Here is an 11,909-nt window from a genome sequence, read left to right as displayed (position 1 = left end):
GGCGCGCGCAGGGCAATCCGCACAGATGGTCACAATCCCGCCAGCACGCTGTACGGCTGCTGGCGGTGCTCTACACTCCGGGCGGAACCCGCAGCCTGGACAGGAGCAGTTGAATGACCAATTTCTCAGGCCTCAAGGCCCTTTTCATCAATACCTCACTCAAAAAAGACGGCGGCAAAAGCCACACCCGCCTGCTGATGGAGGCCTCCTCTGCCATCATGGAAAAGAACGGGGTGGAGGTGGAGCATCTGCACATGCTCGACCATACCGTGCCGCCCGGTGTCTACCCGGACATGACAAAGCACGGTTGGCCGCAGGACGACTGGCCCAAGCTGTGGCAGCAGGTGCTGGCAGCGCAGATTGTGGTCGTCGGCACCCCGATCTGGCTGGGCGAGGAAAGCTCTGTCTGCCGCATCCTGATTGAGCGTCTATACGGCATGAGCGGTGAGCTAAACGGCAAGGGGCAGTCGGTTTTCTACAATAAGGTGGGCGGCACCGTCATCACCGGCAACGAGGACGGCATCAAGCACACCGCGATGACGCTGTGCTATGCGCTCAGCCACCTTGGCTTCACCATTCCGCCGCAGGCCGATTGCGGCTGGATCGGCGAGGCCGGGCCGGGGCCGTCTTATGGCGACAATGTGGACGGCAAGCCCGCGGGGTTCGAAAACGAATTCACCCAGCGCAACACCACCATCATGACCTGGAACCTGATGCATCTGGCGGCCATGCTGCGCGATGCGGGCGGTTACCCGAACGAGGGCAATGACCGCAATGCCTGGTCCGCCGGCTGCCGCTTTGATTATGAGAACCCGGATTACCGGTCCTAATCTGACGGGCGTTCAGTAGCCGCGCTCACGGTCCACTTCGTGCAGCAGCGCCTCCCCGGCCTCCAGCCGCCGCAGATTATCCGCCACGTCCTTCAGCGCATCGCCCAGGTGCCAGCCAGAGACGTGCGGGGTGATGGTGACCTGCGGATGCGCCCACAGCGGGTTGTCCGCAGGCAGCGGCTCCTTGCTCACCACATCCAGAACCGCATGGCCGGGCGTGCCTTGATCCAGCGCCGCCAGCAGCGCGGCTTCCTCCACCAGGTCGCCGCGGCCCGCGTTGATCAGCACCGCTCCCGGCTTCATTGCCGCCAGCGTTTGTGCATTCATCAGCCCGCGGGTGGCGGCGGTGGAGGGCAGGATCGCACAGACATAATCGCATTCCCCCAGCATCTGCGGCAGCGCCGCTTCGCCGTGGCGGCAGTCCACGCCGTCGATCGCTTTGGGTGAGCGGCTCCAGCCCAGAACCCGGAACCGCATGTCGCGCATCAGCCGGGCAGTCATGCCGCCGATATGCCCCAGCCCCAGCACCCCCACGGTGGTCTCTGCCGGGGGCTTCGGCGCCAGCGGCTCCCAGGCGCTGCGGGATTGCGAGGCTGCGTGCGCCGCCATGTTGCGCTGGCCGCGCAGCACATAGGCCAGGCAGTACTCCGCGATCTCATGCGCCGGTTCCAGCGGCTTCAGCCGGGCGACGCGCACCTGCGGTGCCAGGTCGGGGTGTGCCACGATGGTATCCACCCCGGCGCCCAGTTTCTGCACCAGCTTCAGGTTCGGCAGCTGTTCAGGCAAATTGCCCTTTAGCGCGGAAACCGCCAGCACGGTAATGTCCGCCAGATCGCCTGGGGCAGAGAGGGGACGGATATCGGCGCCAGGGGCCATCGCCCGCAGTTCTTCCGCCAGCTGTTCCTCGGTATACCAGCCATCGTGGCCGATGCTGATCAGCATTGCCATGCGCGTTCCTCCCCCTGCCGCGTTCCGTTTTCGGGACTAAGCCACGGTTTGCACCAAAGGGAAAGACCGTGCCCGCCGCCTCAGTCCAGCCGCCGCACCAGGATTTGATTGCCCTCGCCGCGCTTGGTTTCAAACAGTTTCAGCGACGCGATCAGGTCGCTCAGCTTGCGCTTGCCATAGCTGCGGGTGTCGAAATCCGGAAATGCCGCGGTGATATACTGACCGATCTGGCCCAGCGTGAACCATTCGTCCTCCTGGCCGATGGCATCCATCGCCCGCACCACCATCTTGGCCGGGTCCTGCAGCTCGGACGGGGCGTTTTCGTTGCCGTCATCCTTCTTGGGTTTTGCCTTGGCCTTGGCCGGCTCCTCCAGCAGGTTCTCCACGTAGATAAACCGCTTGCAGGCTTTCACAAAGGCGGCGGGCGTCTTGCGCATTCCCATGCCGTAGACGTCCAGCCCCTGCTCCCGGATGCGGCTGGCCAGACGGGTGAAATCGCTGTCCGAGGAAATCAGCACAAATCCGTCAAAGCGCCCCGAATGCAGGATGTCCATCGCGTCGATCACCAGCGCGATGTCAGAGGCATTCTTGCCGGTGGTATTGGCAAACTGCTGATGCGGCACAATCGCCATTGCTGCCAGTTTCTCCTTGTTCCAGCCCTGCGGCCCGCCGCCGGCAAAATCGCCGTAGATACGCCGGATGCTGGCTTCGCCAAAGGAGGCGATCTCCTCGAACATTGCCTCGGCAAATTTGGCGGAGATATTGTCGGCGTCGATCAGGACGGCCAGAAGCGGTGGTTTGGTGGGGGCTGCCATTCGGGGTCTCTTCTTGTTGTTTTTTATTCAGGGCAGCGGCGCAGGGGGCGCCGCAGGGACACGGCCGGTGCGATCCGGAAACCTGGGGGTGAGTATGGACAGCTGCTGCCGTGATGCAAGGGCGGGGTGGTGCGGCGGCTCTCCGGCGTACAGGGGATGCACAGGTGGTGCACAGGGGGTGTACGGATGGCACCCCCCATTTTTGGCTCAGATGAAGGGATCGTCCGGGTAGCCCACCCGCGCCAGATACAGGCCGTGGCCCGGGCAAACGGGCCCGCAGGCAGCCCGGTCGCGGGCCTCCAGCGCGGCCTTCACGTCCGCCGGGTCCCAGGCGCCGGCGCCGGCCCGCTCCAGCGTGCCGACAAAGCTCCTGACCTGATTGTGCAGGAAGCTGCGGGCGCGGACATGGAAGTGAATTTCCGGCCCGGAAAACCCCTGCACGCGCTCAATCCGCAGCTCATCCAGTGTCTTGACCGGGCTGGCAGCCTGGCAGATCGAAGATCGGAAGGTCGTGAAATCATGGTTTCCGATCAAATGGTTGGCAGCTTCCTGCATGACGTCTGCGTCCAGATCGTGGCTCAGCTGCCAGACCTGGCCCGCGTCATGGGTGGCAGGCGCGCGGCGGATCAGGATGCGAAAAAGATACTGCCGCTCCACCGCCGAAAACCGCGCATGCCAGTCACCCTCTACCCGGGCGCAATCAACGATGGCCACGGGATCTGGTTTCAAGTGGTAATTCAGCGCCTCCGACAGCCGGAACGGGTCCCAGTCCTTGGCCATATCGCAATGGGCCACCTGTCCCAGCGCATGCACACCGGTGTCGGTGCGCCCGGCGGCGGCGATGGTGTGCTCCCCCGGCTCCAGCCGCGCCAGCGCAGCCTCTATCGCACCCTGCACGGACGGCAGGTCCTTCTGCCTTTGCCAGCCGGCAAAAGGCTTTCCGTGGTATTCGACTTTCAAAGCAAAACGCGGCATGGCCGGGCAAGTAGCAACAGGGCCGGGCCGGGGCAAGCCCCGCGTGCGCTCTGGTATCCTGGCGGGATGCTGCCTATCTTGTCAGCAGCAAGAACAGAGCAGGATCAGGGCCTTGGTGATAACCTCCCTTGCAGACGGGGTGATGAGCGGAGTGGAGAGCGTCGCAAGCGGCCTCTCCTCGGCGTTGTTCGACCGGCCCATCCGGCTGGGCGTCACCGGGCTGGCGCGCTCCGGCAAGACGGTGTTCATCACCTCGCTGGTCGCCAACCTGATGGACCGGGGCCGGATGCTGCAGCTCAGCGCTGCGCGCGAAGGGCGGATTGAGGCGGCCTTTCTGCAGCCCCAGCCCGACGACACCGTGCCGCGGTTCGATTATGAAAACCACCTTGCGGCGCTGACCGGGCCGTCACCCCATTGGCCGGACAGCACACGGGCGGTTTCCGAGCTGCGTCTCAGCCTGAAGGTGCGGCCCGCCGGCTTGCTGGCAGGTCTTCAGGGGCCGCGCACGCTGCATCTGGACATTGTCGACTACCCGGGCGAGTGGCTGCTGGACCTGGCTTTGCTGGACAAAAGCTATGCGGAGTGGTCTGCGGATGTGCTTTCCCGCATAGCCAGCCGCCCGCAGGCGGAAGGCTTTGTGGCGGAGCAATCCAAGGTTGACCCCGCAAGCGCTCATGATGAGCCGCAGGCACAGGCGCTGGCCGCAGCCTTCACCGGGTATCTGACAGCCGCGCGCACTGCCGGATTTTACGACTGCACTCCGGGCCGTTTCCTGTTGCCGGGCGATCTGGAAGGCTCCCCGGTGCTGACCTTTGCGCCGCTGCCGCCGGGCAGCAGCCCGCCGCGCGGCAGCCTGTGGCGCGAAATGGAACGGCGGTACGAGGCCTATAAATCGAAGGTCGTCAAACCCTTCTTTCGCGACCACTTCGCCCGCATCGACCGGCAGGTGGTGCTGGTGGATGCACTGTCGGCGATCCACTCCGGCCCGCAGGCGGTGGAGGATCTGCGCCACGCGATGACCGATATCCTCAGCGCCTTCAAACCGGGCCGTAACCATTTCCTGACCCGGCTTTTGGGCGGCAAGCGGGTGGAAAAGATCCTGTTTGCCGCCACCAAGGCCGACCACCTGCACCACGCCCAGCACCCGCAGATGACCGCCATCATCGAGGCGCTGACCCGCGAGGCGCAGGACCGGGCGCGTTTTGCCGGGGCGGAGACCGCGGCGCTGGCGCTGGCCTCCCTGCGCACCACCACTGAGGAAATGCGCAGCCACGGCGGCAGTGAACTGTCTTGCGTGCGCGGCACCTTGCTGGAGACCGGCAAGCAGGCGGCCTTTTACCCCGGCGCGCTGCCGCAGGACCCGGCGCAACTGCTGACCCCGGCGCGGCAGGGGGCAGAACGTTGGCTGGAGGGCGATTACCAGTCAATGGCCTTTGCCCCTGCGCCACTCACCCTGAAACACGGCAGCGGGCCGCCGCATATCCGCCTGGACCGCGCCGCAGAGTTCCTGATCGGAGACGCCCTGTGACCCTGTCCCTGCGCCCCGCGACGCCATTGGATGCCGGAACGGTTGGGGAAATTCTCTACCGGTTCCAGCAGGATACTGCGTGGATGCCAAATCTCTACACCTCGGCTGAGGTGATATCCTTTTGCGGCACCATGATCGACCGCGGCTGGGTCACCGTGGCAGAGAGGCGCGGGTGCGTCGAAGGTTTTCTTGCCCGCGACAAGACCGAGGTTTGCGCGCTCTACCTGGCGCCCGCTGCCTGCGGCCTGGGCACAGGCAAGGCGCTGCTGGATGCCGCCAAGGCTGCCGCGCCGCAGCTGACCCTGCGCACCTTTGCAGCCAATGCCAGAGCGCAAAGCTTTTACCGGCGCGAGGGTTTCATTGAAACCGGCCGGGGAGACGGCTCCGGCAATGAGGAAGGCCTGCCCGACATCGCTTATGCATGGCGCGCAGCACAGGAGGCGGCGGCATGAGCAAGAAGCCGGTTCTGTTTGACCTGGAGGAGGACGAGCAGGCGCCGCCAGTGGCGGAGGCGCCGCCTGTGCCCGATCCGGCCCCGCCGGCGGCACCGCCAACTGCGATGGAGCAGGCCGCCCGCATCGCTGCCCGGCGTCCTTCGCGGCTGGCGCGCTGGTTCTGGGCGCTGCTGGTTGCGGTCTTCGGCGCCATGGCCTCAGTCGCGGCCTGGGATTTTGCCGCCGGGCTGATTGACCGGCTGCCGGTGCTGGGCTGGATGGTCGCCGCCGGGCTGGGCCTGCTTGTGCTGCTGGCGCTGGCGATGGCACTGCGCGAACTGGCGGCGCTTTCGCGGCTGCGCCGCGTTGACGCGCTGAGCCATCAGGCGGCGGAGGCCGCGGATCTGGCTCTGGCCCGCGCCTTCACTGCCCGGCTGGAAGCGTTTTACCACGGGCGCGAGGATCTCAGCTGGCACCGGGCCCGTCTGGCAGAGCGTCAGGCTGACGTGATGGACGGCGATGCGCTCCTGTTGCTGGCAGAGGAGGAACTGCTGGTGCCGCTGGACGCGCTGGCCCTGCGCGAGGTGGAGGCCGCCGCCCGGCAGGTCGCCACGGTGACCGCGCTGGTGCCAATGGCGCTGGCGGACATTCTGACGGCGCTGGTCTCTTCGCTCAGGATGATCCGCCGGGTGGCGGGGATCTATGGCGGCCGTCCCGGTTTCTTCAGCTCCTGGCGGCTGACCCGCGCGGTGCTGGCCCATCTGGCCGCAACCGGCGCGGTGGCCGCAGGCGATGACCTGCTGGAGCCGGTGCTGGGCGGTTCGGTGCTGTCGAAACTCTCCCGCCGCTTTGGCGAAGGGCTGGTCAACGGGGCGCTGTCCGCCCGCGTTGGCATTGCCGCGATGGAGGTTTGCCGCCCGATGCCGTTTTCCCCGCAGCATAAACCCAGCACCCGCAAGGTGATCCAGCGGGCGCTGACGGGATTGTTTTCCAAGGAGAAATAGGCGCGGGAGTGTCCCGGCTGAAGGTGTCAGAACAGTTTCGGCGGCTGGTCCTTGGGCTGGCGCATGGCCACGATGCCGGTGCGGAAGCCCTCGCCGATGCGGTCGGCCAGGGCGCCCCATTGCAGCGCGGTGCGCTCCGGCAGCTCGGCGCGCAGCACCTGATGGAACAAGCCCAGCCACAGCGGGAAATGCTCTGCCTTCACATCGGGGCGGCTCACGTGCACCCGCATCGGATTGCCGCTGTAGCTGCGCTCGCGCAGGATTGCATTGCGCCAGAACCCCGCGATCTTCTCCTCATGCTCCGGCCAGTCGGTGACGTGGGCGGCAAACACCGGCCCCAGCACATCGTCCGCACGCACCTGCATGTAAAACACGGCAACCACGCGGGAGATGTCCTCCGCGGTGATCTCGAACCGTGCAAGCGGGTTCTGCGTGTCGGGTTCGGCCATTGTCTGCTCCGGTCTGGTTTGGGCCAGAGGCACAGATAGGCGCTGGCCGGAGAAAGGGAAAGAGGTCCGGTGCAAAGCAGTGCCGGGCAGGCGGAGCGGCAGTTTTGTTTCCTCATCGGGGGTAATCAGGGGATTTTGCCGCCATTGTTGAAACTTTCTTGGGCCCAATCTCGTGCCTATAGGAGCGAAAGCGGAAATCAGGAGAAAATATCATGGCTCATTTAGCGTCAACTTACAGTTCCTTTGATACATTTTTGCGCGGCGCGGACGGCTTCTGGTCGGTTGATCTCGCGGCAATGAACAATTCTGGCATAACCGGCACCGCGGTGCTGGCGGTAAACACGGAAGAAGACGGAACCCGTTATCTCAACATTTCAATTGCAGCTGAAGGGCTGACGCCGGACGTGCGGCACGCTCAGCACGTGCATGGCACATTCGACACCGAGGGCAACCCGTCGGATGCCCGCATGCCTGACCTTGGCGATGATGCCGACATGGACGGTTTTATCGAGGTGCTGGAAGGGCTGGGGGCTTACGGCGACATTCTGCTGCCGCTGGTGGGCAGCGACGGTGCCTTGCCGCTGACGGACAGCAACGGGCAGCTGACCTTCATCCAGAACTACCGGCTGGATGATGACAGCAACTTCTTCAGCCCGGTCTCCGGAACGGATTATACCGCTGCGGACCTGATGCCGCTGGAATTCCGGGAAATCGTTCTGCACGGCCAGAATGTCGGCCCCGGCTTTGGCGCCGGCACGGATGGAGAGATCGACGGCAGCCAGGACGGATTTGTCGGCTTGCTGCCGGTGGCAGCCGGTGAAATCGAGATGACCACGCTTGAGCAGGCGCTGGACATTCTGGAAGACCAGATGGACATCGCGTCCGACGAGTTCCGCTTTGGCAGCGAAGATGACGAACTGAATGCAGGTTTGGGCAATGACACTGTGTTTGGCGGCGGCGGTGCCGACCGGGTGAATGGCGACAGCGGCGATGACATGATTTCCGGCGGCCGCGGAAATGACGTGCTGCGCGGCAGCGACGGCAACGACATGGTAAACGGCAACCGCGGTAACGACTGGCTGTCCGGCGGCAATGGCGACGACACCGTGAAAGGCGGCAAGGGCGACGATATCGCGTTCGGGGATGACGGCGACGATGTGCTGCGCGGCCGTGCCGGCGATGATGCCTTGTTCGGCGGCGCCGGGCGCGATGACCTCAAGGGGAACGACGGCAATGATCTCCTTTCCGGCGGCAATGGCCGGGACACGCTGGACGGCGGCGCCGGCTGGGATGAGTTCATCTATAACGACCTGAACGAAGGCCGGGATGTTATCAGAGGTTTTGAGGACGGTATGGATCTGATCAACCTGAACGGCCTCGGGCTTGGTTTTGAGGACATCACCGTGTCGGAAGCCCGCGGCGGTACCGCCAGCAGGGTCGAATTCGGAAATACCAAAATCGTGTTGCTGGATTTCAGCACCGATATGGTGGACTCAGGCGACTTCGTTTTCTGAACGGAATATTCGGGCAGTACCTTGGCTGCGGCCCCGCACACCGGGGCCGTGGCTTACTTTTTGGTGCTAATGACATCCGGCCGGCTGATAGCGCTGAGCTCATCAAGCTGCAGCACAACTGCCGCTTTACCCTCCGGCGGGACCATCCTATAAGGCCTTTCATGTCCCTATTCGCGGCCATCATTATTCGAATTATATCCCCGGCGCTCTGAAACCATTGAGCCGCCGGGCAAAGGCGCTTGAGCCATCGCGCCGAACCGAATATCCCAATTTCCGACCTTGATTATCCAAAGGACGCCCCCGATGTGCGCCGACACGCCCCAGACGCCTGACTACAAAGACACCCTGAACCTGCCGAAAACCGATTTCCCGATGCGCGCAGGCCTGCCCAAGCGCGAGCCTGCCTGGCTGGAGCGCTGGGCAGAGATCGGCGTCTACGACCGCTTGCGCGACAAGGCCGCCGCGGCAGAGCGCAAGCCCTTCACCCTGCATGACGGCCCTCCTTACGCCAACGGCCACCTGCACATCGGCCACGCACTGAACAAGACCATCAAGGACATGATCGTGCGCTCGCACCAGATGATGGGCTTTGATGCGCGCTATGTGCCGGGCTGGGACTGCCACGGCCTGCCGATCGAATGGAAGATCGAGGAGCAGTACCGCAAGAAGGGCAAGAACAAGGACGCAGTGCCAGTCGTGGAATTCCGCCAGGAATGCCGCGCCTTTGCCGACAGCTGGGTCGATATCCAGCGCGAGGAATTCAAGCGCCTGGGCATCACCGGCAACTGGGATGATCCGTATCTGACCATGAACTACCACGCCGAGGCTGTGATCGCAGACGAGTTCATGAAATTCCTGATGAACGGCACGCTGTATCAGGGCTCCAAGCCCGTGATGTGGTCTCCGGTCGAGAAAACCGCGCTGGCTGAGGCCGAGGTCGAGTATCACGACAAGGACAGCTTCACCATCTGGGTGAAGTTCAAGGTGGCCGAGGCGGGCGGGTTCGTGGCCGCGGACGGCGAAGATGCCGATTTTGCCGGCGCTGACTCGGCGATCGTGGCGCAGGACCTGGAAGGTGCCCATGTGGTGATCTGGACCACCACGCCCTGGACCATCCCGTCGAACAAGGCGGTGGTTTACGGCGCCGACATTGCCTATGGCCTTTATGAAGTCACCGGCACCCCTGAGGAATGCTGGGCCAGCACCGGCGACCGCTTCCTGCTGGCCGACAATCTGGCGGCAGAGGTGTTCAAGCGCGCCCGCCTGGGCGAGGACCAATACAAACGTCTGCGCGGCGTCTCAGCTGACGAGCTGTCCAGCCTTTCGCTGCAGCACCCGCTGCACGGCGCCGAGGGCTCGAACGGCGAATGGGACGGCATCCGCGACTTCCGCGCTGCCCCTTTCGTGACCGACACCGAAGGCACCGGTTTCGTCCACTGCGCACCCAGCCACGGTATGGAGGAATTCGAACACTACCGTGATCTGGGCATGCTGGAACAGATGATCACCTACAATGTGATGGACGACGGCGGCTTCCGGGCTGACCTGCCGTTCTTTGGCGGCACCTACATCCTGAACCGCAAGGGCGGCGAGGGCGATGCCAACAAGAAGATCATCGACAAGCTGGTTGAGGCCGGCGGCCTGCTGGCGCGCGGCAAGATCAAGCACAGCTACCCGCATTCCTGGCGCTCTAAGGCGCCGATCATCTACCGCAACACGCCGCAGTGGTTCGCGTCCGTCGACCGCAAGCTGGACGACGGCATGGATGAGATGGGCAACAGCATCCGCGAACGCGCCCTGCGCTCGATCGACGAACTGGTGAAATGGTGGCCGCAAACGGGCCGCAACCGCCTGCATTCTATGATCGAAAGCCGCCCCGACTGGGTGCTGAGCCGCCAGCGCGCCTGGGGCGTGCCGCTCACCTGCTTCACCAAAAAGGGCGCGCTGCCGACCGATGCGGACTTCCTCTTGCGCAATGAAGACGTGAACAAGCGGGTCGTGGCTGAGTTCGAAGAGCACGGCGCCGATGTCTGGTACGAGGACGGCTTCAAAGAGCGGGTGCTGGGTAACTCCGTGGATCCGGACGCTTATGACCAGGTGTTCGACGTGCTGGATGTTTGGTTCGATAGCGGCTCGACCCATGCCTTTGTGCTGCGCGACCGCGAAGACGGCACCGAGGACGGCATCGCCGACGTCTACATGGAAGGCACCGATCAGCACCGCGGCTGGTTCCACTCCTCGCTGCTGCAGGCCTGCGGCACCAAGGGCCGGGCGCCTTACCGCAATGTTGTGACCCACGGTTTCACGCTGGACGAGAAGGGCATGAAGATGTCCAAGTCGCTCGGCAACACCATCGTGCCGGAAGAGGTCGTCAAGCAGTACGGTGCTGACATCCTGCGCCTGTGGGTGGCCCAGACCGATTACACCGCCGACCAGCGGATCGGGCCGGAAATCCTGAAGGGTACCGCCGACAGCTACCGCCGCCTGCGCAACACCATGCGCTTCATGCTGGGCAGCCTGAGTGACTTCAGCGAGGATCAGCGGGTTGAGCCCGCGGATATGCCCGAGCTGGAGCAGTGGGTGCTGCACCGTCTGGCCGAACTGGATCACAAGGTCCGCACCGGCTATCAGACCTTTGATTTCCAGGGCGTGTTCTCGGCGGTGTTCAATTTTGCCACCGTGGACTTGTCGGCCTTCTATTTCGACATCCGCAAGGACGCGCTTTATTGCGACGGCGACACGTTGAACGCCCGCGCCGCGCGCACCGTGCTGGACATCCTGTTTCACCGTCTGACCACATGGCTGGCGCCGATCCTGGTCTTCACCATGGAAGAGGTCTGGCTGGAGAAGTACCCGGGCGAGGGCAGTTCTGTGCACCTGCAGGACATTCCGAACACACCTGCCGACTGGCTGAATGAGCCGCTGGCTGCCAAATGGTCCAAGATCCGCCAGGCCCGCCGGGTGGTGACTGCGGCGCTGGAGATTCAGCGTACCGACAAAGTGATCGGCGCCTCTCTGGAAGCCGCCCCTGTGGTGCATATCCGCGACAGCGAGGCGCTGGCAGCGCTGCAATCGGTAAACTTCGCCGATGTCTGCATCACCTCGGATATCCAGCTGACAAACGATCCGGCCCCCGCCGAAGCCTTCCGCATGCCGGAGGTGGATGGCGTGTCGGTGGTGTTTGAGAAGGCGGACGGCGGCAAGTGCCAGCGCTGCTGGAAGATCCTGCCGGATGTCGGCAGCCACGGCCATAAGGGTGTCTGCGGCCGCTGCGACAGCGCGTTGGGTTAAACCGGGTCTCACCCCTGAATTACACGCAGCGCCCGGCCTGATCGCCGGGCGTTGTTATTTTTGCGGTATTGCTGCGGCATTTTCCACACTCTTCCCGGGAAAATCATTGTGTGCCGCTGTA

Annotated in this window: 10 protein-coding genes; 6 read left to right on the top strand and 4 right to left on the bottom strand. The window is 64.1% G+C overall.

Features of this window, described 5'->3' with window-relative positions:
- Positions 1-113 precede the first annotated feature (113 nt).
- On the top strand, positions 114-830 hold the full coding sequence (locus tag AC5STB_RS01980; protein WP_495441307.1) for a flavodoxin family protein: 717 nt from the start codon (positions 114-116) through the stop codon (positions 828-830).
- A gap of 12 nt (positions 831-842) precedes the next feature.
- Here AC5STB_RS01980 and AC5STB_RS01975 read toward each other — a convergent pair whose 3' ends face one another.
- The 3 genes from AC5STB_RS01975 to truA form a co-directional block, all read right to left on the bottom strand.
- Complete coding sequence (locus AC5STB_RS01975; protein WP_495441306.1) at positions 843-1,778, bottom strand: 2-hydroxyacid dehydrogenase; 936 nt, start codon at positions 1,776-1,778, stop codon at positions 843-845.
- 80 nt (positions 1,779-1,858) lie between these two features.
- A complete protein-coding gene (locus tag AC5STB_RS01970; protein ID WP_495441305.1) occupies positions 1,859-2,593 on the bottom strand; it encodes an NYN domain-containing protein in 735 nt (244 codons plus the stop codon).
- A gap of 207 nt (positions 2,594-2,800) precedes the next feature.
- Positions 2,801-3,568 carry a tRNA pseudouridine(38-40) synthase TruA gene (truA, locus tag AC5STB_RS01965; protein ID WP_495441304.1) on the bottom strand — a complete coding sequence of 256 codons (768 nt, stop codon included), beginning with the start codon at positions 3,566-3,568 and terminating at the stop codon, positions 2,801-2,803.
- Between the two features lie 112 nt (positions 3,569-3,680).
- Here truA and AC5STB_RS01960 point away from each other — a divergent pair, with 112 nt between their 5' ends.
- From AC5STB_RS01960 to AC5STB_RS01950, 3 genes are read left to right on the top strand one after another with little or no spacing between them, the layout of a single operon-like run.
- Positions 3,681-5,096 (top strand): YcjX family GTP-binding protein, encoded by a 1,416-nt coding sequence (locus tag AC5STB_RS01960; protein ID WP_495441303.1) that lies wholly within the window; start codon positions 3,681-3,683, stop codon positions 5,094-5,096.
- Entirely contained in the window at positions 5,093-5,548 is a 456-nt protein-coding gene (locus tag AC5STB_RS01955) for a GNAT family N-acetyltransferase (RefSeq protein ID WP_495441302.1), read from the top strand. The genes AC5STB_RS01960 and AC5STB_RS01955 overlap by 4 nt, the downstream gene beginning before the upstream one ends.
- Positions 5,545-6,534 carry a YcjF family protein gene (locus AC5STB_RS01950; protein WP_495441301.1) on the top strand — a complete coding sequence of 330 codons (990 nt, stop codon included), beginning with the start codon at positions 5,545-5,547 and terminating at the stop codon, positions 6,532-6,534. Before AC5STB_RS01955 ends, AC5STB_RS01950 begins: the two co-directional genes overlap by 4 nt.
- A 26-nt stretch (positions 6,535-6,560) precedes the next feature.
- Here the strand turns inward: AC5STB_RS01950 and AC5STB_RS01945 are convergent, their stop codons facing one another.
- Complete coding sequence (locus AC5STB_RS01945; RefSeq protein ID WP_495441300.1) at positions 6,561-6,983, bottom strand: group III truncated hemoglobin; 423 nt, start codon at positions 6,981-6,983, stop codon at positions 6,561-6,563.
- A gap of 212 nt (positions 6,984-7,195) precedes the next feature.
- On the opposite strand from AC5STB_RS01945, the gene AC5STB_RS01940 reads away from it, so the two are divergent.
- Entirely contained in the window at positions 7,196-8,497 is a 1,302-nt protein-coding gene (locus AC5STB_RS01940; protein WP_495441299.1) for a calcium-binding protein, read from the top strand.
- Positions 8,498-8,800: 303 nt separating this feature from the next.
- On the top strand, positions 8,801-11,788 hold the full coding sequence (gene ileS / locus AC5STB_RS01935; protein WP_495441298.1) for an isoleucine--tRNA ligase: 2,988 nt from the start codon (positions 8,801-8,803) through the stop codon (positions 11,786-11,788).
- Positions 11,789-11,909 lie beyond the last annotated feature (121 nt).

The sequence above is a fragment of the Leisingera sp. CC-HEC093 genome (assembly GCF_059429195.1).
Note: the sequence above shows the minus strand (reverse complement) of the source record. Positions and strands in the feature narration are given on the sequence as shown.